This is a genomic window from Microbacterium sp. ISL-59 (assembly GCF_018613945.1).
GTDB lineage: Bacteria > Actinomycetota > Actinomycetes > Actinomycetales > Microbacteriaceae > Microbacterium > Microbacterium oxydans_B.
The window spans coordinates 88,365-110,084 of sequence record NZ_JAGGPG010000002.1 but is presented as its reverse complement, the minus strand read 5'-3'; the positions used below and the strand labels follow the sequence as shown (position 1 = coordinate 110,084).

The 21,720-nt window shown below is 70.1% G+C and carries 19 protein-coding genes; 7 read left to right on the top strand and 12 right to left on the bottom strand.

What is annotated here, in order from left to right; genetic code table 11:
- Nucleotides 1–6: 6 nt before the first annotated feature.
- The gene (gene sucD / locus J7E45_RS04665) at nucleotides 7–909 is read left to right on the top strand and encodes a succinate--CoA ligase subunit alpha (RefSeq protein WP_215067496.1); all 903 of its coding nucleotides are present in this window, start codon (nucleotides 7–9) and stop codon (nucleotides 907–909) included.
- A gap of 225 nt (nucleotides 910–1,134) precedes the next feature.
- The gene (locus tag J7E45_RS04660) at nucleotides 1,135–1,929 is read left to right on the top strand and encodes a hypothetical protein (RefSeq protein WP_091034762.1); all 795 of its coding nucleotides are present in this window, start codon (nucleotides 1,135–1,137) and stop codon (nucleotides 1,927–1,929) included.
- 112 nt (nucleotides 1,930–2,041) lie between these two features.
- On the opposite strand, the gene J7E45_RS04655 is transcribed toward J7E45_RS04660, so the two are convergent.
- On the bottom strand, nucleotides 2,042–3,517 hold the full coding sequence (locus J7E45_RS04655) for an NCS2 family permease (RefSeq protein WP_215067494.1): 1,476 nt from the start codon (nucleotides 3,515–3,517) through the stop codon (nucleotides 2,042–2,044).
- Between the two features lie 90 nt (nucleotides 3,518–3,607).
- Between J7E45_RS04655 and J7E45_RS04650 the strand changes: the two genes are divergently transcribed.
- The 3 genes from J7E45_RS04650 (at nucleotide 3,608) to purH (ending at nucleotide 7,302) form a co-directional block, all read left to right on the top strand.
- Entirely contained in the window at nucleotides 3,608–5,005 is a 1,398-nt protein-coding gene (locus tag J7E45_RS04650; protein WP_215067492.1) for a DUF6350 family protein, read from the top strand.
- Between the two features lie 66 nt (nucleotides 5,006–5,071).
- Complete coding sequence (gene purN, locus J7E45_RS04645) at nucleotides 5,072–5,659, top strand: phosphoribosylglycinamide formyltransferase (RefSeq protein ID WP_215067490.1); 588 nt, start codon at nucleotides 5,072–5,074, stop codon at nucleotides 5,657–5,659.
- A 35-nt stretch (nucleotides 5,660–5,694) separates the two neighbouring features.
- Complete coding sequence (purH, locus tag J7E45_RS04640) at nucleotides 5,695–7,302, top strand: bifunctional phosphoribosylaminoimidazolecarboxamide formyltransferase/IMP cyclohydrolase (protein ID WP_215067488.1); 1,608 nt, start codon at nucleotides 5,695–5,697, stop codon at nucleotides 7,300–7,302.
- A gap of 119 nt (nucleotides 7,303–7,421) precedes the next feature.
- Here purH and J7E45_RS04635 read toward each other — a convergent pair whose 3' ends face one another.
- Genes J7E45_RS04635 through J7E45_RS04590 form a run of 10 tightly spaced genes read right to left on the bottom strand, consistent with a single transcriptional unit; the run spans nucleotide 7,422 to nucleotide 17,991 of the window.
- Nucleotides 7,422–7,946 (bottom strand): hypothetical protein, encoded by a 525-nt coding sequence (locus J7E45_RS04635; protein ID WP_215067486.1) that lies wholly within the window; start codon nucleotides 7,944–7,946, stop codon nucleotides 7,422–7,424.
- The gene (locus J7E45_RS04630; RefSeq protein WP_215067484.1) at nucleotides 7,943–9,040 is read right to left on the bottom strand and encodes a C45 family peptidase; all 1,098 of its coding nucleotides are present in this window, start codon (nucleotides 9,038–9,040) and stop codon (nucleotides 7,943–7,945) included. Before J7E45_RS04630 ends, J7E45_RS04635 begins: the two co-directional genes overlap by 4 nt.
- Nucleotides 9,037–9,714, bottom strand: a complete 678-nt coding sequence (locus J7E45_RS04625; protein WP_215067482.1) for an FMN-binding negative transcriptional regulator — start codon at nucleotides 9,712–9,714, stop codon at nucleotides 9,037–9,039. The genes J7E45_RS04630 and J7E45_RS04625 overlap by 4 nt, the downstream gene beginning before the upstream one ends.
- Nucleotides 9,684–10,703 carry a P1 family peptidase gene (locus J7E45_RS04620; protein WP_308162057.1) on the bottom strand — a complete coding sequence of 340 codons (1,020 nt, stop codon included), beginning with the start codon at nucleotides 10,701–10,703 and terminating at the stop codon, nucleotides 9,684–9,686. The genes J7E45_RS04625 and J7E45_RS04620 overlap by 31 nt, the downstream gene beginning before the upstream one ends.
- Nucleotides 10,700–11,479: an ATP-binding cassette domain-containing protein gene (locus tag J7E45_RS04615; protein ID WP_215067480.1), complete on the bottom strand. Its 780-nt coding sequence runs from the start codon at nucleotides 11,477–11,479 to the stop codon at nucleotides 10,700–10,702. Before J7E45_RS04615 ends, J7E45_RS04620 begins: the two co-directional genes overlap by 4 nt.
- Nucleotides 11,476–12,471: an ABC transporter ATP-binding protein gene (locus J7E45_RS04610; protein WP_215067478.1), complete on the bottom strand. Its 996-nt coding sequence runs from the start codon at nucleotides 12,469–12,471 to the stop codon at nucleotides 11,476–11,478. The genes J7E45_RS04615 and J7E45_RS04610 overlap by 4 nt, the downstream gene beginning before the upstream one ends.
- Nucleotides 12,468–13,352: an ABC transporter permease gene (locus tag J7E45_RS04605; protein ID WP_105711829.1), complete on the bottom strand. Its 885-nt coding sequence runs from the start codon at nucleotides 13,350–13,352 to the stop codon at nucleotides 12,468–12,470. Before J7E45_RS04605 ends, J7E45_RS04610 begins: the two co-directional genes overlap by 4 nt.
- Nucleotides 13,349–14,314 (bottom strand): ABC transporter permease, encoded by a 966-nt coding sequence (locus tag J7E45_RS04600; protein ID WP_215067476.1) that lies wholly within the window; start codon nucleotides 14,312–14,314, stop codon nucleotides 13,349–13,351. Before J7E45_RS04600 ends, J7E45_RS04605 begins: the two co-directional genes overlap by 4 nt.
- A 1-nt stretch (nucleotide 14,315) precedes the next feature.
- Nucleotides 14,316–15,926: an ABC transporter substrate-binding protein gene (locus J7E45_RS04595; RefSeq protein WP_215067474.1), complete on the bottom strand. Its 1,611-nt coding sequence runs from the start codon at nucleotides 15,924–15,926 to the stop codon at nucleotides 14,316–14,318.
- A gap of 37 nt (nucleotides 15,927–15,963) precedes the next feature.
- On the bottom strand, nucleotides 15,964–17,991 hold the full coding sequence (locus J7E45_RS04590) for a primary-amine oxidase (RefSeq protein WP_215067472.1): 2,028 nt from the start codon (nucleotides 17,989–17,991) through the stop codon (nucleotides 15,964–15,966).
- A gap of 141 nt (nucleotides 17,992–18,132) precedes the next feature.
- Here J7E45_RS04590 and J7E45_RS04585 point away from each other — a divergent pair, with 141 nt between their 5' ends.
- Together J7E45_RS04585 and J7E45_RS04580 are read left to right on the top strand one after the other, a co-directional pair.
- On the top strand, nucleotides 18,133–19,152 hold the full coding sequence (locus J7E45_RS04585; RefSeq protein WP_215067470.1) for a LacI family DNA-binding transcriptional regulator: 1,020 nt from the start codon (nucleotides 18,133–18,135) through the stop codon (nucleotides 19,150–19,152).
- On the top strand, nucleotides 19,149–20,300 hold the full coding sequence (locus tag J7E45_RS04580; RefSeq protein WP_215067468.1) for a CaiB/BaiF CoA-transferase family protein: 1,152 nt from the start codon (nucleotides 19,149–19,151) through the stop codon (nucleotides 20,298–20,300). The genes J7E45_RS04585 and J7E45_RS04580 overlap by 4 nt, the downstream gene beginning before the upstream one ends.
- Here the strand turns inward: J7E45_RS04580 and J7E45_RS04575 are convergent.
- Entirely contained in the window at nucleotides 20,297–21,646 is a 1,350-nt protein-coding gene (locus tag J7E45_RS04575) for a PucR family transcriptional regulator (protein ID WP_215067465.1), read from the bottom strand. The two genes, J7E45_RS04580 and J7E45_RS04575, sit on opposite strands and share 4 nt — an antisense overlap.
- Between the last annotated feature and the right edge of the window lie 74 nt (nucleotides 21,647–21,720).

Here is a 21,720-nt window from a genome sequence, read left to right as displayed (position 1 = left end):
AGAAGAATGTCGATCTACCTCAACAAGGACTCCAAGGTCATCGTCCAGGGCATCACCGGCGGCGAGGGCACCAAGCACACCGCGCTGATGCTCAAGGCCGGAACCCAGGTCGTCGGCGGCGTCAACGCCCGCAAGGCCGGCACCACGGTCGCCCACACCGACAAGGACGGCAACGCCGTCGAGCTGCCCGTCTTCGCCTCGGTCGCCGAGGCCATGAAGGAGACCGGCGCCGACGTGTCGATCGCCTTCGTCCCCGGCGCCTTCACGAAGGACGCGATGATCGAGGCCATCGACGCCGAGATCCCGCTGCTCGTCGTCATCACCGAGGGCGTGCCCGTCGGCGACTCGGCCGAGGCCTGGGCTTACGCGCAGAGCAAGGGCAACAAGACCCGCATCATCGGCCCGAACTGCCCCGGCATCATCACGCCGGGCGAGGCGCTCGTCGGCATCACGCCGGCGAACATCACGGGCAAGGGACCGATCGGCCTCGTGTCGAAGTCGGGCACCCTGACCTACCAGATGATGTTCGAGCTGCGCGACCTGGGCTTCTCGACTGCCATCGGCATCGGCGGCGACCCGGTCATCGGAACCACGCACATCGACGCGCTCGCCGCGTTCGAGGCCGACCCCGAGACCAAGGCCATCGTCATGATCGGTGAGATCGGCGGCGACGCCGAGGAGCGTGCGGCCGATTACATCAAGGCGAACGTCACCAAGCCGGTCGTCGGCTACGTCGCGGGCTTCACGGCTCCCGAGGGCAAGACCATGGGCCACGCCGGTGCGATCGTCTCCGGCTCGGCCGGAACCGCTCAGGCCAAGAAGGAGGCCCTCGAGGCTGCCGGGGTCAAGGTCGGCAAGACACCGTCCGAGACGGCAGACCTGATGCGCGCGATCATCGAGTCGCTCTGATCTGAGTTACGCTTGATCTGAAGGCCCTGGACTCCACTCCGGGGCCTTCTTTCATGCCCGGGTCCCCGGTCATGCGCGGTTCCGGGAGTGAGAGCACAGCCGCCCCGACGGCCGACCCGCGCGCCTCACCCTGCGCGTGACACCGGTAGGCTGGTTGGGCGGTCCTGTCGAGCGGCGCCATCTTCGCGTCCCGGGGACCGCATTTCCATGTCTGGGGAGGACAAAATGGGTTATTTCGACGCGCCCGCGCACAGCGGATCTGATCGTGGGATCGGCCGACGCACGGCGCTCAAGGCGGCCGCATGGTCGCTGCCTGTCGTCGCTGTCGCCGTCGCCACACCGTTGGCCGCGGCGTCGGTCGGTCGGGCCGACGAGTGCGTCGTCGTGCCGGTCGGAGCGTTCCAGATCGCCGGCAACACCTTGAGCAGCAACGGCGCCCTGGGAACTTCGCCGACTGCCGACGGCAACTTCGGCACGGGGTGGACCCCGGCGAAGGCGCCGAGTGGCAACTGGTCCGAGGGATTCGTGCAGACCGATCACGCGGTCGCACCTGCGCCCGCCAGCTGGTGGCAGGGCGGCGGCGATGTCAGCGGTGCGGGCTTCCTGTCGCTCGACGACAACAACAACACCGACGCCGCTCCCGAGATCGCCACGACCGTGACCCTGCAGTTCGCCGTCCAGGTGACCTCGGGGACGGGGTACCAGTTCGCGTTGCCGATCTACACGGCGGCGAGCTACCTCGGCACCCAATACCTCGACGTGTCGATCTCAGGTGCAGGAGTGGCGCTCGACGGTGTTGTGCAGGGCTTCGCCGGGACGAAGTCGATCTCCATCGAGCCCGCCGGAGTCAGCGGATATGCGCCGTTGGCGGCATCGCAGTCGCCGGTCGTGTCGTTCACGCCGTCTGCCTCGGGAGTCGTGCTGTTCACGTACACCTTCACGCTTGCCTACGTCAGCGGCGGACAGCGACAGAACGCCGACATGATGGTCCAGGCTCCTCAGTCGCTCGCCTGCATCTGAGGCTCATCGTCCGCGTCGCATCGACACGAAAGGTCGCATCGACACGAAAGGTCGCATCGACACGAAAGAGGGGCGGATGCCGCAGCATCCGCCCCTCTCGTGCAGCCTCGGGTCAGATCCCGACGCCGAAGAGCGCCTCGATGGGCCCCCGGGCGAAGAAGATCAGGAAGCCGGCGCCGACGACCCACAACAGCGGGCTGATGGTCTTGGCCTTACCGGAGAAGGCGTGGATGAGCACCCAGCTCACGAAGCCCGCGCCGATGCCGTTCGCGATCGAGTAGGTCAGCGGCATGACCGAGACGGTGAGGAACACCGGCAGCAGTACGCGGAAGTCGATGAAGTCGATGAAGCGGATCTGCGCCATCATCATGGCTCCGACGATGATCAGCGCGGCGGCGGCGATCTCGGTCGGGACGATCGAGGTGAGCGGGGTCAGGAACATCGCGATGAGGAACACGATGCCGGTCACGACGTTCGCGAGACCCGTGCGCGCGCCCTCGCCGATGCCGGCACCCGACTCGATGAAGACCGTGCTCGACGACGACGAGGTCGCGCCACCGGCGATCGCACCGACACCCTCGACGACCAGCGCCGACTTGATGCGCGGGAAGTCGCCGTTGTCGTCGGCGAGGTTCGCCTCTTTCGCGAGGCCGGTCATGGTGCCCATGGCGTCGAAGAAGTTGGTGAACAGCAGGGTGAAGACGATCATCACGATCGCCACGAGGCTGACCTTGCTCAGGTCGAAGCTGAAGTCGACCGCGCCGATCAGGCTGAGGTCGGGGATGCCCACGGGGGAGCCGTTCAGCGCGGGGACGGTGAGTCCCCATCCGCCGGGGTTGACCACGTTGCCCTCGTCGTCGAAGCCGCGGGCTCCGATGTGCCAGATGGCCTCGACGATCACGGCGAGCACGGTGCCGCCGATGAGGCCGATCAGCATGCCGCCCTTGATCTTGAGGGCGACGAGGATGCCGGTGAGCAGGAGCGTGATCACGAAGAGCAGCGTCGGCACGGTCGCGACCGAGCCGTTGACACCGAGACCCACGGGCGGCGACGAGGAGCCGGTCGCGGTCACGAAGCCCGAGTTGACGAAGCCGATGAAGGCGATGAACAGGCCGATGCCGACCGTGATCGCGATCTTCAGCTGGAACGGCACGGCGTCGAAGATCGCCTTCCGCAGCCCGGTGGCGGCGAGCAGCACGATGACGACACCGTTGATCATCACGAGCGCCATGGCCTCGGGCCACGTCACCTGGCCGACGACCGAGAACGCGACGAAGGCGTTGATGCCGAGGCCGGCGGCGAAGCCGAAGGGGAGACGCGTGACGAGTCCGAACAGGATCGTCATCACACCGGCGGTCAGCGCGGTGGCCGCTCCCACGGCGTTGAACTCGAGCATGTTCCCGGCGACGTCGGGCTTGCCGGACAGAATGATCGGGTTCAGGATCACGATGTAGGCCATCGTGACGAACGTCACCAGACCCCCTCGGATCTCGGTGCCGATCGTGGATCCGCGCTTGCTGATCTCGAAGAAGCGGTCCAGGGAGTTCTTGGGCTCGGTGGGTGCCGGGGCGGGCGGGGCAGTTGTCATCGGGAAACCTCCGGAGAAACGCTATCGTGTCGCCGACCCCACGCGCGCCCCCAGGGCTTCGTCGGCAACTCGTCGTAGTCTCGAAACGCTATGCAACGCCTCCTCGTCGCGCTCCTCGCCGCCTTCGACGCCGCCATCGCCGCGGCAGTCGGCCTCGTCGTGCTGCTCGCGCCGTTGACCCTGCTGTGGACCGTCGCCTTCGGCATCACGGCCGACTGGGGCGCGCTCTGGCCGCTCACCGGCACGCTCTGGGAGTTCGGCCACGGGGTTCCGTTGACGATCACGATCCCGGATGCGCTCCTCGTGGCCCTCGCGATCCCACCGGCGGCGGCGAACTTCGTCGTGTCGATCACACCGCTCGCGTTCCTGGTGTTCACTCTGCTCTTCGCTGCGCGTTCGGGCAGCCGAGCGGCGAAGGCAGGCGCGTGGCTGCTCGGCTCGCTCACCGGAGCCGCCGTGTTCACCCTGATCTCCGTCGGCGTCGCGCTGACGGCACGACTCGACGCGGCGCAGACGCCGTTCGCGCCGGCGATCATCCTCCCTGCCGCGGTCTACCTCGTCGGTGTGCTCTGCGGTGCGGTGCGCATCGCGTGGGAAGACGGCGACGGCGGCATCCTCGACCGACTGCACGACTGGTTGGACGCCCGCGAGGACTGGGCGCCCGTTCCCGCGGCGATCGTGCGCGGCGCGGCCTTCGCGCTCGTCGGGGTGGTCGGTGCGTCCGCCCTCGCGCTCGCCGTCACCACCCTGCTCCGCGGGGGAGAGGTCGTGGCGCTGTTCCAGGCCGCCAGGGTCGACGCGCTCGGCGCGACGGTGATGACCCTCGGCCAGCTCGCCTACCTGCCGACCATGCTCGTGTGGACGGCGGCCTGGCTCGCCGGTCCCGGATTCGCGGTCGGTGCCGGCACAGCGGTGTCGCCCGCGGGCACACAGCTCGGCGTCGTCCCCGGCATCCCCGTGTTCGGGCTGCTGCCGGAGAACAGCTCGATCTGGATGCTGATCGTCGTGCTCATCCCCATCGCCGCCGGTGCGTTCGCGGGCTGGGCGGTCCGCTCGCGCCTCGTGTGGGAGGGCACGCCCCTCGGGATGCTGCAGCGCGCGGTGATCGCCGTCGGGATCGCGGGCCTGAGCGCCGGCGTCGGCGGGCTCGCGGCCGCTCTCGCGAACGGCTCGATGGGTCCGGGGCGACTGGCCGTCGTCGGACCGGCCGTCTATCCGTTCGCCCTCGCGCTCGGCGCGGAGGTGCTCGTGGGCGCGGCCATCCTGCTGCTGTCTCCGCGGAACCGCGATGAGCTCGCCGAGGAGCGCACCGACCGGTGGATCGCCGAGATGACCGAGCTCGACCCGAATGCTGTCGTCGTCGCCGGCGCGGGAGCGGCATCCGCTGTGCCCTTCACGGACGTGTCAGCCGCCGACGACACGGCGCCGCTCGATGACGTGCGCGGGTTCCTCGCACCGCCGCGTGATCCGGCGGAACCGCGCGACTGACGGCGGGGTCCGCTCGGCCCCGGACACCGGGCGGGAGCAGTATGCACACCCCGGTAGACTGGGCGCGTGCTCACGGTCGCCGTTCTCATCTCGGGCACCGGCTCGAACCTTCGCGCCCTCCTCGAGGCCGCTCGTCATCCCGATTTCCCCGCCAGGGTGATCGTCGTGGGTGCCGACCGCGAAGCCGACGGGCTGGCCCACGCCGAGGAGTTCGGCATCCCCAGTTTCACCGTGCCGTGGCACGAGCACGAGAGCCGTGAGGCGTGGGGCGAAGAACTCGGACGCCAGCTCGCGGTCTGGAATCCTGACCTCGTCGTGCTCTCCGGACTCATGCGTCTGCTGCCCGCGTCTCTCGTCGCGCGGTACACACCGCGCCTCATCAACACCCACCCCGCGTTCCTGCCGGAGTTCCCCGGAGCGCACGGCGTCCGCGATGCGCTCGCCGCCGGCGTCTCCGAGACCGGTGCCAGCGTGATCGTCGTCGACGACGGCGTCGACACCGGGCCGATCCTCGCCCAGGAGCGCATCCCGGTGCTCGACGGCGACACCGAGCACAGCCTGCACGAGCGCATCAAGCCCGTCGAACGTCGACTGCTTATCGATGTCGTCCGCGGGATCGCCACCGGCGAGCTCACCCTCACGCCTTCTTCCTGACCCCCACCCGACGCCCCCGCACGAAGGAGCCCATCATGGCCGGCCCCCGCCACGACCCCACGCTCTACCGCGATCGCGACACCGTGCCGATCCGGCGCGCGCTCGTCTCGGTGAGCGACAAGACCGACCTGCTCGTCCTCGCTGCGGCTCTCGCCGAGGCCGGGGTGGAGATCGTCTCGACCGGGTCGACCGCCGCGACCATCCGCGATGCCGGCTTCACCGTGACCGACGTCGCGGCCGTCACAGGGGTCGCCGAGATGCTCGACGGTCGCGTCAAGACCCTGCACCCGAAGGTCCACGGCGGCCTGCTGGCCGACCTGCGCCTCGAGGAGCACGAGCGTCAGCTCGAGGAGCTCGACATCGCGCCGTTCGAGCTCGTCGTGGTGAACCTGTATCCGTTCGTCGAGACCGTCGCCTCGGGCGCGGTCGGCGACGACGTGGTCGAGCAGATCGACATCGGCGGACCCGCCATGGTGCGCGCCGCGGCGAAGAACCACGCCAACGTCGCGATCGTCGTGTCGCCGCAGTCGTACCCCGCGATCGTCGACGCGGTCGCCGCCGGCGGCACCTCGGTCGCGCAGCGCCGCGAGCTCGCCGCCCGTGCGTTCGCGCACACCGCCGCGTATGACACCGCGGTGGCGCAGTGGTTCGCCGAGGGCACGCTCACCGAACCCGGCGACCTGCCCGCACACCTGACGATCCAGGCCGAGCGTCTCGCGACCCTCCGCTACGGCGAGAACTCGCACCAGCGCGGTGCGATCTACACGCGCGCCGGCGGCCACGGCATCGCCCAGGCCACGCAGCTGCAGGGCAAGGAGATGTCGTACAACAACTACGTCGACGCGGATGCCGCGCTGCGGGCCGCGTACGACATGGTCAAGCCGGCCGTCGCGATCATCAAGCACGCCAACCCGTCCGGGATCGCCACGACCGCCCCGAACGCGCTCGACCCGATCGCCAGCGCCCACCTGCGCGCGCACGAGTGCGACCCGGTCTCCGCCTACGGGGGAGTGATCGCCGCGAACGGCACGGTCACCCTGAAGATGGCCGAGAACCTCAAGGACATCTTCACCGAGGTCATCGTGGCGCCGTCGTTCGAGCCCGCCGCCCTCGAGGTGTTCAAGGCGAAGAAGAACCTGCGCCTGCTGCAGCTGCCGCAGGACTGGCAGCAGGAGCGCATGGACGTGCGCCTGGTCTCGGGTGGACTGCTGCTGCAGGACGCCGACCGCTTCCCGGACGACATCGGTTCCGTCGCGAAGAACTGGGAGCTCGTGTCGGGTGAGCGTCCGAGCGACGAGGAGATGGAGAATCTCATCTTCGCGTGGAAGGCCTGCCGTGCCGTCAAGTCGAACGCCATCGTGCTCGCGAAGGACAACGCCACGGTCGGCGTCGGCATGGGCCAGGTCAACCGCGTCGACTCGTGCCGCCTCGCGGTCGAGCGCGCCGGCGACCGCGCGGCCGGTTCGGTCGCCTCGTCGGACGCGTTCTTCCCGTTCGCGGACGGCGCCCAGGTGCTGATCGACGCCGGCGTCACGGCCATCGTGCAGCCCGGCGGCTCGGTGCGCGACGGCGAGGTCGTGGATGCTGCTCGCAAGGCCGGCGTCACGATGTTCTTCACCGGGGAGCGCCACTTCTTCCACTGAGCGGCCGGCGTCCGCGCCGACACCCCCGCTTCTCGCCGAGACCCCGGCCTGCCGATGTGTGCAGGCCGGGGTCTCGTGGTTGTGTCGGGGTCTCGCGGTGCCGGGGCGGCGCCGCAGCCTCAGGTGGCGACGATCGCGCACATCGCGACGGTGGACGCGGCCATCGTCGCGTGGTGGAGCCGATGTATCCAGGAGCGCTCGGCGCGCAGCGCGACCACGGCGAGGGCCACGGTGCCCAGCGCCAGGCCGGCTCCCACCAGCTGCGGCATCGTCGAGCTCGCACCGTGCTCGTGCGATGACACGAGGAGGGCAGGGGCGGATGACGGCATCGCGGGCATGAGGAGGATGAGCGCCGCGGTCGAGATCACGCCGAGGGCGAGGTGGGTGGAGAGCATCGTGCCCGGCCGCGCCGTCGCCACCGGGCTCACGCGGCGACCTGCGGCGAGGGCGAGACCGGCCGCGATCAGGGCGGCGAACCACACGACCGGCGGCACGAGCGACACGGTCATCACGTCGGTCATGCCCACGAGCATCAGTGCGGCCGCGAGGAGCTCCGCTCGACCGGCGTCTCTGCGCATCCCGACCAGGGCGCCGACCCCGATCGCGGCGGGGACGAGCGCGGCGAGGTGGAGGAGGCCGCTCACCGCCCGGCTGACATGAGCTCGTCCGCCATGCCCACCCGCCGCCACTCCGCAACAGCGACATCGGCCGGTGCGGCCGCGGCGAAGGCGAGTGCCCCGTGCGCCACGTCGAGTGCGACCGTGAGCTTCGTCTCCCAGCGCAGATGCTCGGGCTGCTCCGGCCGCGCGCGGACCGAGATCGGGGCACCCGGGATCGCACCGAAGGCGAGCGCCCGATCTCGGTCGTCGACGATGCGGGCGAGCTCTCCCGCATCGGTCAGGCACCGGTACCGCGGAACGCTCGTCGTCTCATAGGGGGAGTACTCGCCGGCGGCGAGGGTCTCGTCGAGGAAGTGATTCGTGTGCGCGAGCGTGCGTCCCCGCGGGGCGGACAGCACGGCCACGCCGGCCGGGGATACCTCGACGGCGGCGGCCTCGGGCGTCGTCCCGTCGAACGAGACGACCGTGAGGACGCTGGAGGCGGCGAGGGGCACGGACCGGGAGATCTCCACCGCCTCGGCCACGGTGCGCGCCCCGTCGAGGATCATCCGCGCGAGGACGTGCACGGGCACTCCCGCCCGAGACCCGTCGCTGCGATGGTGGAGGATGTTGAAGTGCAGGCCCAGGCCGCGGTCGTTGACACCGATCTTCGCCGGCTGGCCGAACTCCGAGAATGTCACCACCCGGGCGCCCGACGCCGAGTGCAGTCTCCGCACGACGGTCTCGTTCGAGAGCGTCTCGTGCCAGTCCCAGGTCTGCATCGTGCGCGGCGGCGTGGCATCATCCGGCACGTACACGACGGTGGAGCACTCCATCGACGGCGTCATCCGCGCGAGGATCTCGGTGCGTGCCGTGAGCAGGTGCACGTCGGTGAGTGGCAGTCCGCTTCCTTCGGCGACGCCGCGGAACTCCTCCGCGACGTCCGGAGCGTGCGTCTCGGTCATCGTCCGGCACTCCTCGGCGATGCTCCGCGCCATCTCCGCGGAGACGCCCGACTGCAGGAACAGTCGCAGGTACGAGTCTCGTGCGGCGAGCAGCTGCGGCGCCCAGTGCGCACCGAGTCGGCGGCCCTCCTCGTGCTGGTCCGCGGTCTCGGAGGTCCACTCGTGGACGATCACGCCTCTCCTCCGATGCGCTCGACGAGCTCGGCGACGTCGCCGTAGGGGCAGCCGCGTGCGCGCGAGGCGGCCGCGACGCGCTGACGGACCTCGCGCGGCTTGTCCTGACTGACCTTGAACACGGCGCGCTGCTCGAGGATCTCGAAGCGGAACGACACGATCCCCCCGACGATGCGCTCGAACGTGGGGAGTGAGCTCGTCATGTCCCAGGCGGTGGGCTCGAGGCTCTCCAGCTCCGCCACGGTGCGGGTCACCACATGCATGCCATCGGCGGGGTCCTCGAGCACGGTCACTCTCGCCGTGAGGTGCACCGCCGCATAGTCCCAGGTGGGGACGTTCGGGTCGTCGGCATAGGTCGTCGGGGAGACGTAGTCGTGCGGCCCGGAGAACACCAGGAGAACCGCGTCGCCGTCGGCGATCTGCTGCCACTGCGGGTTCTTGCGCGCGATGTGCCCCAGCAGCTCGCCGCCGACGAAACCGCCGTCGTCCGCCATCCGCTCGATGATGACCGGCGTGTGCGTCACCGTCGGTGCTCCGGCCTCTCCGCCGCCGTTGGACACGATGAGCGCGAACGGATGGCGACGCACGAGCTCGTTCACCTCGTGCTGCGAGGGGGCGAGATACTTCTCGAACTCGTACACGGTCAGCCCGCCGCGCAGAGGATCGCGTCCCACGCGGTCTCGCCCGCCAGGGTGGCCACCGCCGTCGAGTTCAGCGACAGTCGACCGCGCGAGGTGCCCGGGTCCTCCGGCAGCGCGACCTCGTCGGTCGTGAGCGCGAACAGGGTGTCGCCGTCGAGAGGGGTGTGGAACGGCTGGATGCCGCGGTGCATCGAGCTGTGCACCTGCAGGCCGAACTGCTTGAGCTCGACGTCGGAGAGCTGCACGTTCGTGACGACGGCCGTGATCGTGGTGTTGCCGGACATCGAGTCCAGCAGGCGCGATTCGCCGATCGCCTCCTCGTAGTCGCGGGCCGGGTGGCGGCGCTCGCCGGTGGAGTCGTCGTAGTTCCCCCGGACGATGCGGCCGTCCCGGTCGAGGATCACGCCGTAGGGGTTGAGCACCGTCACCACGAGCACCTTCACGTCGCCGACCTGGCGGAAGGCCACACCCTGCCCGGTGAACTCGACGCGGGCGGGATCGACCTTGCCGGATGAGGCCGATGCGCCACCGCCGACGCGGCCGACCTCGACGACGCCCTGACGCGCGGCCTGCAGAGCGGCCTTCCCGAGTGCGGTGTCGGGGAACACCGAGTTGTCGCGGACCGAGTAGTCGTAGATGATCGCGCCCGACACGAGCTGGAGCTGATCGAAGCCGGACCGGTGGTCCGCCCGCTCGAACAGGGCCTCCGACACGCCCGCCACCGCCGAGAGCCCGTACACCGATCCGCCCGCGAGGCAGATCGCATGGTTGTAGCCGTAGAGTCCGCTCGCGCCGACCGCACCACCGCGTCGGTCGGAGAACGTCCGAGCGCCCGCGGGGATCGACACCACTGTCGCCCCGGTCGGTCCCTCGGCGTACTCGGCGGTTCCGAGCAGCACCCCGGGGAAGTCGTACTCGACCTGCCCGCGATCGGTGCCGTGCACGGGGGAGAGGGCGTAGTCGCCGTTCGAGCGACGGGGGCCCGCGGGGAGGACGGGGGCGAGGCGGTGGGTGTCGGTCACGATGAGAGCTCCTGGAACAGTTGACGCGAATAGGGATGGCTGGGGAGGTCGTAGAACACGTCGGTCGGCGCGTGCTCGACGATCTCGCCGGCGCGCATCACCGCCACGTGATGGGAGATGTACCGCACGGCAGCGAGGTCGTGCGAGATGAACAGGGCAGCGAAGCCGTGCTCGGCCTGCAGATCCTGGATGAGGTTGAGGATCTGTGCCTGCACCGAGACGTCGAGCGCGCTGACCGCTTCGTCGAACACGATGAACGCCGGATGGGTCACGAGTGCCCGCGCGACGCTCACGCGCTGCAGCTGACCGCCGGACAGCTGGTGCGGTCGGCGGGCGGCGAAGGATGCGGGGAGTCCGACCCGGTCGAGCATGGCGAGGGCGCGTTCCTCGACCTCGGCGCTGCGACGCTCACGCACGAGGACGGGTTCGAGGACCGAGGAGAGCACCGTGGATCGGGGATCCAGCGCCCAGCGCGGATGCTGGAGGACGGCCTGCATACGGCCGGCGCGCGACCGCAGGCTGCGGGCGAGCGGCGCGCCCTGGAAGTGCACGCTCCCGGAGTCGGGGCGTTGCAGGCCGAGCACCACGGTGCCCGTGGTCGTCTTCCCGGATCCCGATTCGCCGACGAGGCCGAGGGTCTCTCCCGGCCCCACCGAGAAGGAGACGTGCGACATGGCTCTGACCTCGCGGCGCCCTGCTCCGAAGCCGGAGGTGAACGCGACGTTGACATCGTCGAGCTCGATGACGGGTGCGGGTACGGCGTCGGCAGCGCTCATGCGGAGACCTCTTCCTCGGGCAGCAGGCGCGCCCGGCGGTCGGCGTCGACGAGCTCGGCCGTGCGGATGCACAGGCTGTGCCGTGGTGACACCGGTTCGGGGCGGATCACGTCGCACGCGTCGATGCGGTGTGCGCAGCGCGCGGCGAAGGCGCAGCCCTCGGACTCGCCGTGCAACACGGGCGGGGAGCCAGGGATGCTCGACAGGCGCTCGCCGCGTCGGGCCCGGGAAGGATCGGTGGCGGCCAGGGCGCGGGCGTAGGGGTGGACGGGGCTGCCGAGCACCGCCGCTGCGGGTCCGCGTTCCACCACGCGACCCGCATACATCACGGCCACCTCGTCGCACCAGCGGGCGACGGCGGGGAGGTCGTGGCTCAGCCAGAGGATCGTCGTCCCCTGCTCTCGCGCCTGCGTGAACAGCAGCCGGATCACCTCCTCGCGCACCTGGCTGTCGAGGGCGGCGGTGGGCTCGTCGGCGATCAGCAGCTTCGGTCGACGGCACATGGCCATCGCGATCGCCACGCGCTGCGCCATCCCGCCGGAGATCTGGTGCGGGAAGAGCCGCGCCACTCGGGCGGGATCCGTGATGCGCATCGATTCCAGCAGCTCGATCTGGCGCGGCAGGGAGCCGTCGTCGCCGACGGATCGGAGCACGAGCTTCAGCTGCGCGCCGATCCGCATCGTCGGGTCGAGCGAGCCGATCGGGTCCTGTGCGATGTAGGCCAGGGTGTCGCGGCGATAGGTGCGCAGCGCCTCGTGCCCGAGTCCGAGCACATCGATCCCGTCGACCTCGAGTTCACCACGCACGATGTGCGCCGATCGGGGCTGCAGCCGGCCGATGACCGCGGCCAGGGTGGACTTGCCCGATCCGGACTCGCCGACGATGGCGACGGAGCTGCCGGCGGCGACGTCGAGATCGACTCCGTCGAGGGCGCGGACGGTCGTCGCCCCGGTGAAGTCCAGGGCCAGGTCGCTGATGCGTACGGCGGTCATCGGAGGGACCTCGTCTCTCGCGGTTCGAATCGGTCGCGGAGGCCGTCGCCGATGATGTTGATGCACAGGATCGAGACGACCAGCACGACGCCGGGGATGATGACGAGCTGCGGAGCCTGGGTCATGTAGAGCATGCCCTGCTGGATGAGCAGGCCGAGGGAGGCCTCCGGCACCTGCACGCCGAATCCGAGGAAGCTCAGCCCGCCCTCGACGAGGATCGCGACGGAGAGGGCGTAGCTCGCCTGCACCGCGATCGTGCCGGAGATGTTCGGCAGGAGTCGGCGGGCGAAGATCACCGGTGTGCGCACGCCGCTGATGCGCGCCGACACGATGAAGTCCCGCTCGGCGACCGCGCGCGTCGCGATGCGGACCACCCGGGTCATGAGGGGGATCGTGATGACGACGATGCTGATGATCGCCGCCGGTCGTCCAGGGCCGAGGAGCGCCGAGACGAGGATCGCGAGCACGAGCGCGGGGAAGGCGTAGAGGACGTCGGCGACGCGCATGACCGCTTCGTTGACCGCTCCGCCGTAGTAGCCCGCGAGCATTCCGAGGAGGGTGCTCACCACCGCGGAGCAGAGCACCGCGACGATGGAGACCACGAGCGTCGTCGCGGTGCCCTGGAACAGCCGCGGCAGCAGGGAGCGGCCGAGGTTGTCGGTGCCGAGCGGGGCGAGTGCGGACGGGCCTTCGAGGCGGCCGGCCACGGTGGCATCCGTGGAGCCGGTCAGTCCGGTGAGCACCGCGAAAACGGTGACGACGACGATGACGCCCAGCACGATGACGGCGGTGCGCAGGACCGCGTCGCTGCGGCGCCACGCGCCCCTGGACGCTTCTCCGGCGGCGCGGATGCGGTGCGTGGCCGTGGGGGCGATGGTCATCGGCGGCTCCCTCCGGTGAGGCGCAGGCGGGGATCCAGCGCGTTGGCGATGAGGTCGACGAGCAGGCTCGCGACGATGAAGACGATGGCGGCGAGCAGCACCGCGCTCTGCACGATCGCGTAGTCGCGTCTGCCGAGGGCGGTCTGCAGGTACGAGCCCATGCCCGGGATGTCGAACACGAACTCGACGATGACCGTCCCGCCGAGCAGGACGGCGACGAGCGCGCCCACGATCGTGAGGATCGGCGCTGCCGCGTTGCGCAGCACGTGGTGGCGGACGATGAAACCGGGCGTCTCGCCGCGTGCCACCGCCGCCTGCACGTGCGGTTCGACGAGCACGTTCATGACCGCATCCCGGGTGTTCCGTGCGACCACGGCCACGCAGCCCACGGCGAGCACGGTCACCGGGAGCACGAGCGCGCCGAAGAATCGCGCGGGGTCGACGGCGAACGGGGCGAACCGCCCGACCGAGACCCCGAGTCCCAGAGTCGACACGGCGAAGACGACGAGTCCGGCGAGCAGGAACTCCGGGATGCTGATGCCGAGCGCGCTGACGATGCGGCCGATCGCTCCGGCCGATCCCTCGGAGCGGAGCGCGGCGACGAAGCCGAGGGGGATCCCCACGAGCAGGGTCACCACGATCGTCAGCAGCGCGATCGTCGCGGTGACGGGGAGCCGTGCGCCGAACTCCTCCGACACCGAGACATTCGACACGAACGAGAAGCCGAGGTCGCCGGTGAAGACGCCGAAGAGCCACCGGAAGTACTGCGCGACCACCGGATCGTCGAGCCCGGATGAGGCCACCGCCTGGGCCCGCTGCGCCTCGGTGGCGAGCGGACCCAGGACGAGGTCGATGTAGTCTCCCGGCATCAGACGGACCGACGCGAAGATCAGCACCGAGACGACGACCAGCGTCAGCAGTGCGGCGCCGATGCGCCGGAGGGACCACAGAGCGACGGCCATGTCAGTTGGCGCGGAACTCGGTGATGTAGCGGAGGAAGTCGCCGTAGCCCTCGTCGCTGCTGAGCGTCGGGGAGAGCGACTCGGTGTTCCACCCGATCGTGGAGGGGCGCAGGACCAGTGGAACCATCTCGCTCTGCTCGTCGGCGAGTGCGCACAGGTCCTGGAAGACGGCAGCGCGGTCCTCGCCCGGCGCGGTGGTGTACCCGTCGGAGATGAGGGTGTCGAGCTCGTCGCTCCCCTTCATGAAGACCGCCGAGAATCCGGCGACCTCGGGGTTCCACCAGGTCGTCACCATCGCCGGGTCCGCGTAGCCGGCGAACCAGCTGAGCGCGAGGTCGAAGTCGGCCGGGCTGCCGTACACCTGGTCGGAGTACGTGGCGTAGTCGACCTGCTGGATCTCGACCTTCACGCCGATCTCCGCGAGGTTCTGCTGCATCACCTGGGCGATCTGCGCGAGCACCGGCTCGTCCGTGTACACGACGAGATCGAGTTCGAGTCCGCCGACCCCGTCGATCACGGCCTTCGCCGCGGCGACGTCGCGCTCTGCCGACGGCAGGTCCGCCGCCGTGCAGGAATCCGGCAGGCCGGCGGGGGTGACCCCGGTCGCCGCCGTCGCTCCGCCGAACGCGAGCTCGTTGATCGCGTCGCGGTCGATGGCGGTGTTGATCGCGAAGCGCACCTTCTGATCCTGCAGCGCCTCGTCTCCGTTCAGGGAGTTGATCATCAGGTAGTGGAAGTCGGTGTTCCGCTGTCCGACCACCGTGACGTCCGCGGCATTCGCGAGGAGCTCGGCGGAGTCGATGGAGTTCAGCACGGCGAAGTCGGCCGATCCGTCGCGGAGGGCTGCGGCACGGGTCGCCTCGTCGCCGACGATGTCGATCGTGAGGGTCGAGAAGCCCAGCGCATCGGCATCCGGGTGGTGGGTGTTCGGCTCGAACGTCCACTCCTCGTCCTGACGGTGCGCGGTCACGACGAGCGGCCCCGTTCCGACCATCTCGGTCGTGATGTCGATCTCGCCGGCCTCGATCTCGGCCATGGGCAGGATCGCGGCCGGAGTGTTGGCGAGTGCCGCGAGGAACGGGGCGTACGGGCTGGAGAGGGTGACCGTCACCTCGAGGTCCCCGGTCTCCTCGATCGAGGCGATCGGACCGAGCTGTCCCGTCCACGTGGTCGGGGTGTCGACCAGGCGCTGCAGGCTTCCGACGACGTCGGTCGCGGTCATCGGGCGACCGTTCGAGAACACGGCGTCGTCGGCGAGTGTGAAGACGTATTCCGTGTCGCTCGGGGTCTCCCACGAGGTGGCGAGTTTCGGGGCGACGTCGAGGTTCTCGTCGATCGTGGTGAGCGTCTCGTACGAGAGGCCTTCGAGCATCCAGGACCGCGCCGTGGCGGCCCCCTGCGGGTCGAGGCCGCTCGCTTCGGCGGTGTCGTAGTCGACCTGGACCACGAGGTCGCCGCCGGCGTCGAACCCCTCGTCGGCGACGGCGAGGAAGCCGGGCGCCACCTCGTCCTGGGTCGGTTCGGCGTCGGGGGATGCGCCGGCGGCGCATCCGGTGAGGGTGAGGATCGCGACGGTGGCGGCGGCCACTCCCGCTCGAGCTGCTGTGTGCATGTCGGTGTTTCCCTTCGGGATGTCGGACGACGCCGGGTCAGGCGTCGTGCGACGACGGGCGGACAGAGAGGTGATGCAGATGGTGCTCGGGTGGTGCATCGCCGACGCCGGCGTGATCGCAGGCGCATGCGCGGGGGGAGACCGGGACGTCGAGGGTCGGGTTCCGGTCGAAGAAGTCGTGGGGCTTCAGTGTGAACCCGCAGGAGTCGACCGGCATGATCGGCCAGTCCTCCGTGCGCGGGAAGTGGGTGAGGCCGAACGTGTGCCAGAGCACCAGGTCGGCACCGTCGAGGGAGGCGTCGTCGGCGACGAAGGCGGGGAGCCCCTGCTCCGGCGCGGACTGGTTGACGACATCGCCGGCGGGGTAGCGCTCGTCCGGGTCGTAGGCCGTGACCCAGAGGTCGGCGGTCGCGAAGCGCGCACGCGAGGCGATGACCGACTCGGGCTGCGCGAGGAGCACGGGCTTGCTCTCGGGGGTCAGGACGTAGGAGGTGGGGCGGCCGAGTCGGTTGGTCGCCGTCGCGCTGCTCACCCGCCATGTCCGGTCGACCCGCGCATCCGCCCGCCGTCGACCCTCGAGCTCGCTGCGCAGTCGCGTCTTCGTGAAGCCGATCGCGCTGCCGTGGAGGTTGTCGTCGTCGACGGGGAGTGCGCGCACGTCGACCTCGTCGATCACGGCGGGACCGTCGTCGACCGCCATGTCGAGTCGGGCGCAGAACAGGTGCTGGTGGTACGGGGCGGCGAGGCCAGGGGCGAGCTCGCTCGCGAACCTGCTGGTGCGCTCATCGTAGGCGGCCGTGAACACGAGCCCGGTGGCCTTCGCCTCGAACTCGATCTTGCCGTCCAGGTAGAGGTACCAGTAGAAGCCGTAGTCGTAGTTGCCCACGGTGACGAAGAACGAGATCACGAGTCGGCGCTGGCGGCGGACGTCGCTCGATCCGGTGAACTGCTCGGTGTGCTTCCAGAGCACTCCGGCATCCTCCTCATGGATGCAGATCACGTTCGGCAGGACCTTCACGTCGCCGCGGGCATCGGCGATCGGGACGTCGAGGTAGGTGATGTCGCCCACGCAGTCGCAGCCGAGTTCCAGCGAGTTGGCGAGCCGGCCGAGCAGGTACTCGCCGGTGTCGAAGTAGTTCTGCCAGAACCGCACCGGTCCGGGGTCGCCGTACGGCACGAGCATCTCCGCGATCGACGCGCGGTGCACGATGGGACGGACGCGTCCGTCGTCCTCGAAGCCGATGCCGTGGAGGATCAGCCCTTCGCGCATGTCGTAGCCGATGCGCAGCGACCACTTCTCCCAGGAGATCACGTCCCCGTCGAAGGAGAAGCTCGGACCCTCGGGCTGCGTGATGACGATGGGCTTCTGGGTGGTCCGCTCCGGACCGAAGGTGCCGGGCACATGGTAGTCGCCGGTCTCCTGGGGGATCGGCATGACGCCCACGTCGATGACGTCGACCACCGTGCGGCTCGCGACGTCGACATAGGCGACCAGTCCGTCGATCGGGTGTGCCCAGGGCATGGTCTGCGGGGTGGGCTGATGATGACCGAGCACGCGCGCGAGTCGCCGACCGCTCTCTCCTTCGATCGGGAAGCGGCCGGCCGAGAGCCCGGCCAACGCGACCGTGCTCGGGTCGTCGATGCCGCGGGCGGCGAGGGCGGTGGCCCAGCGCTCGTCGGCGCCGATCAGCTCGCGGATGATCGCGTGCTCCTCCTGGAGCAGCGGCACCTGACCGTCGCGCTCCGGGTCGATGTCGACGTCCGTCGCGAGCTCGCCGGTGCCGATGTCGACCGAGATCGCGCGGGCGCGCCCGGTGTCGGTCTCGAGGAGCTGTACCCGGGCGCGACGGGGGACGGGTCCTCCGGCGGCGACCTCGGCCCGGTTCGGCTCGTCGAGTCCGACGTACGCGATCCGGTGCGCCTCGTCCAGCGCGCCGTGGGCACGCAGCGTCTCGGCGACCCGCTGCAGCTCGCTCGCCGAGAGCGTCGCGTACGGCGCACCGGACTCGTCGCCGAGTGAGCGCGAGCGCGAGGTGTGGTCGGACGGGGAACAGCTGCAGTTCATGGAGTCTCCATCGGATGTCGGTTCGGGAACGTCTGTGTGCCGGAACGTTCCGGCAAAAGTATGCGATGAACGTGTTACAGCGCAAGACCCGAACTGTTTCGAGTGGATTACGGCTCGCTGTGTGTGGTTAGACTCGGCCGCATGCAAGAGCCACGGCGCGCCCGATTGATCGACGTCGCACGGCGCGCAGGGGTCGGCAAGACCACCGCGTCCGATGCGCTGAGCGGCGGTGGGCGCGTGTCTTCGGCCACGCGCGAGGCGGTCCTGGCGGCGGCGGCGGAGCTCGGATACTCCGTGAACACCGCCGCCCGGCACCTGCGCGGCGGCAGTATCGGAACGATCGGGATCGTGCTTCCCGAAGTCGTCTCCCGCTCGTCGTACTACATGGCGTTCACGTTCGGCATCGTCACGAGCGCGGCCGCCCACGACATCGACGTGACCATCGTCAGCCCCTCCGTGTCCTCCGGACGATCGCGACCGATCCGCGCCGACGGGCTCATCATCGGAGACCCGCTGTCCGGCGATCCCGGCCTGCCCTCGCTCATGGAATCGGGGATCCCGGTGGTCACGCAGGAGCATCTGCCCGAAGACGTCGCGGGTATGCCGGCCGGCGTGGTCTGGTCCTCCCACGAAGCCGGGATGCTGCGGCTGTTCGACGAGATCGACGTCACCGGCGCGCGGCATCCCGCCCTGCTCGTCGCCCCGGATGCGACGGACTGGTCGCGTCAGCTCGTCTCCGGATATCGCGCGGGTTGTGCGGCGCGCGGCCTCGAACCGGTCATCGCTCCCGTGTCGTTCGAGGCGTCATGGCCCGCGGTGCGTGCGGCCACCGAGCGCGTCCTGCAGACACACCCCGAGACCGACGTGATCATCTGCGGTCCGGACTCGAGCGCGATCGAGGTCGCTGCCGTCCTCGGTCGACAGGGGCGGACAATCGGCGAGGACATCACGGTCGTCTCCTGCGTGGACCACCCCTCCCTGCCGTTCCTGACCCCCTCGATCACCTCGATCGACCTTCGTCCGCGCGACTCGGGCGTCGCCTGTGCAGAGCTGCTCATCGATCTGCTCGAGGGGCGGGCCGAGCCCGGAACGGACGTGGAGTTCCCGATCGCGGTCGTCGCGCGGGACTCCACCGCGCATCCGCTGCGGGTGCGCGCATGACCGCGCCCCTCGACGGCATCGTCGTCGCGGACTTCTCGCGCGTGCTCGCCGGCCCGCTGGCGACCATGACGCTGGCCGACCTGGGTGCGCGGGTGATCAAGGTCGAGAGACCGGAGACCGGTGACGACACGCGCGCGTGGGGACCCCCGTATGCCGAATCCGGCATGACCACGTACTTCGAGTCGGCGAACCGGGGCAAGGAGTCGGTCACGCTCGACCTCACCGACCCGGCCGATCGGGACAGGGCGCTCGAGCTCATCGCGCGCAGCGACGTGGTGATCGAGAACTTCCGGCCGGGGCTGTTCGCCCGGCTCGGCTTCGACTGGGAGAACCTCTCCGCAGCCCACCCCGGACTCATCTCCGTGTCGGTCAGCGGGTTCGGTCTCGGCGCGGGTGCGGATCTCCCCGGCTACGACTTCGTGGCACAGGCGGTCGGCGGGCTCATGCACATCACGGGCGAGCCGGACGGCCAGGCGATGAAGGCCGGCGTCGCCCTCGTCGATGTGCTCACCGGCAAGGATGCGGTGATCGGCATCCTCGCCGCGCTGCGCCGTCGCGAGCTGACCGGACGCGGTTCCAGGGTCGAGGTGAACCTGCTCTCCAGCCTCCAGGCCGCGCTCGTCAACCAGGTGTCCGCCCATCTCGGAGCCGGCACGGAGCCGGGCAGGCTCGGGAACAGGCACCCGTCGATCGCCCCGTACGAGTCGCTGCGGTGCGCGGATGCGCCGATCGCGGTCGCGTGCGGGAACGACGCCCAGTTCGCGAAGATGGTCGCGGAACTCGGACGTCGGGAACTCGCCGCCGATGAGCGCTTCCGCCGTAACCCCGACCGCGTCGCGAATCGCGAGGAGCTGGTGGTCGAGCTGGAGGCGGCGCTGATCGGCGACACCGCGGCGGCCTGGGCGGAGCGTCTGAACCGCATCGGCGTCGCGGCCGGAGTGGTGAACAGCGTGGGGGAGGGCATCGCTCTCGCCGAACGCCTGGGCCTCGACCCCGTCCGCGACAGCGTGGGGGATGACGGTCGGCGGTCGCGCCAGATTCGATCCCCGCTCACGTGGATCCCCGAGGTTCCGGTGACGGTGGCCGCCCCGCCCCGCCTCGGGGAGCACGACGAGCGCGTGCGCGCCTGGCTCGACGAACCCGCCTAGACCGCGTGATCCCGCAGCGCGAGCCAGAGTTCGGCGGCGACGTCCGGGTCGTCCAGCGAGACGTCGAGGAGATGCTCGGCCGCTGTGATGCGCGGCCGCACGGTGTTGCGGTGCACGCCGAGCTCGCGCGCGGTCCGCTCGGCCTGCTGACGGTTTCGCAGATACGAGATCACGGTGCGCTGCAACATCGGATCCGTGTCGGCGAGCGTGGCAGCCCAGCGGGTGGCCCTCGATTCGGACTCGATCACCAGCGCGGCCCCCGGCGCGCTCTGGTGCAGGGCGAGCGCTCGGGCGGCGGCGGCCGGAACATCCTCGAGCGCGACGGGAGCGCTGAGCACGCCGGTGCTCGCCCGGATCTCGGCGTCGGGGTCCACATCGGCGGGCACGAGACCGACCGGCACACCCGCTTGCTCGACCGCGAATCCCGTCACGGCCTCGACACCGACGAGCACGCGGAACTCGAGGGGCAGCGTGAGAGCGGCGACTGCGGCCAGAGCCCGCGCGGCCGTGGCATCACCGCGGAGCGCGAGCGCCGTGAACCACCCTCCGGCGTCCGGCGTCGTATTCGCCCGCACGGTGAGGAGTCGCAGGAGAGCGGTGGCCGTGAGCGCGAGCTGGCGGTCGGCGTTCGCCAGCGGCCTGCCGGCTCCGAGCGCCAGGGCACCGCGGGTGCGCTCGCCGTCGGTGACCGCGTGGGCCATCACGACCGAACCCTGTGACACGAACGACGCGGCCTCGACGCCGGAGCGCAGGAGCGATCTCTCGACATCCGCCCGCACCGTCGGCAGCAGTCCCGCCAACGACGCAGGATGTAGCGTCCCGCCCGATGCTCCGGGATCGAAGGGGAGCCACGCCACCCACCCGCCGATCGCCTGGGCCATCTGGCGGACGATCCCGGCGATCGGATCGGCGGCCGTCGCGGCCTGCACCAACCGCGTGTGCGCGTGGGCGGTGCGCAGTGCCTCGTCGTGACCACTGCGTCCGGTGATCGACCAGAACGCCCGGGAGACATCGAGGAACGGTGCGCCGTCCGGCACGGCGAACACCGGAATCCCCACCGCGTGGCAGCGCTCGACGAGGGCGGCGGGCGCATCGTCCCAACCCTCGCCGAGCCCGATCCCGATCGCGCCGATGCCCTGCGCCTCGAGTCTGTCGACGTAGGTGTCGACCGGTCTGCCGTGCAGCGGGATGCCGGTGGTGAGCAGCAGCTCGCCGCCGTCGAGATAGCGGCCGGGGTCGTCGAGTTCCGACACGTGCACGCCGGTGATCGTCCTGGCGGCGTCGAACGGAGCGAGAGGACGCAAGGAGGTGCCGGCCGTGCGCACGAGTTCGCCGAGGGAGACCATGTCCTCAGTGTGCGTGATGCATAGTGAATCTGACAAGACTGGGCGAAGTGTTCACCCGCAGTAGTCCTGCACCT

Excerpts from the sequence above, each read along its gene's own strand:
- sucD (WP_215067496.1), top strand. The coding sequence starts at position 7 with ATGTCGATCTACCTCAACAAGGACTCCAAGGTCATCGTCCAGGGCATC.
- J7E45_RS04660 (WP_091034762.1), top strand. The coding sequence starts at position 1,135 with ATGGGTTATTTCGACGCGCCCGCGCACAGCGGATCTGATCGTGGGATC.
- J7E45_RS04655 (WP_215067494.1), bottom strand. The coding sequence starts at position 3,517 with ATGACAACTGCCCCGCCCGCCCCGGCACCCACCGAGCCCAAGAACTCC.
- J7E45_RS04650 (WP_215067492.1), top strand. The coding sequence starts at position 3,608 with ATGCAACGCCTCCTCGTCGCGCTCCTCGCCGCCTTCGACGCCGCCATC.
- purH (WP_215067488.1), top strand. The coding sequence starts at position 5,695 with ATGGCCGGCCCCCGCCACGACCCCACGCTCTACCGCGATCGCGACACC.
- J7E45_RS04615 (WP_215067480.1), bottom strand. The coding sequence starts at position 11,479 with ATGAGCGCTGCCGACGCCGTACCCGCACCCGTCATCGAGCTCGACGAT.
- J7E45_RS04610 (WP_215067478.1), bottom strand. The coding sequence starts at position 12,471 with ATGACCGCCGTACGCATCAGCGACCTGGCCCTGGACTTCACCGGGGCG.
- J7E45_RS04605 (WP_105711829.1), bottom strand. The coding sequence starts at position 13,352 with ATGACCATCGCCCCCACGGCCACGCACCGCATCCGCGCCGCCGGAGAA.
- J7E45_RS04600 (WP_215067476.1), bottom strand. The coding sequence starts at position 14,314 with ATGGCCGTCGCTCTGTGGTCCCTCCGGCGCATCGGCGCCGCACTGCTG.
- J7E45_RS04595 (WP_215067474.1), bottom strand. The coding sequence starts at position 15,926 with ATGCACACAGCAGCTCGAGCGGGAGTGGCCGCCGCCACCGTCGCGATC.
- J7E45_RS04590 (WP_215067472.1), bottom strand. The coding sequence starts at position 17,991 with ATGAACTGCAGCTGTTCCCCGTCCGACCACACCTCGCGCTCGCGCTCA.
- J7E45_RS04585 (WP_215067470.1), top strand. The coding sequence starts at position 18,133 with ATGCAAGAGCCACGGCGCGCCCGATTGATCGACGTCGCACGGCGCGCA.
- J7E45_RS04580 (WP_215067468.1), top strand. The coding sequence starts at position 19,149 with ATGACCGCGCCCCTCGACGGCATCGTCGTCGCGGACTTCTCGCGCGTG.
- J7E45_RS04575 (WP_215067465.1), bottom strand. The coding sequence starts at position 21,646 with ATGGTCTCCCTCGGCGAACTCGTGCGCACGGCCGGCACCTCCTTGCGT.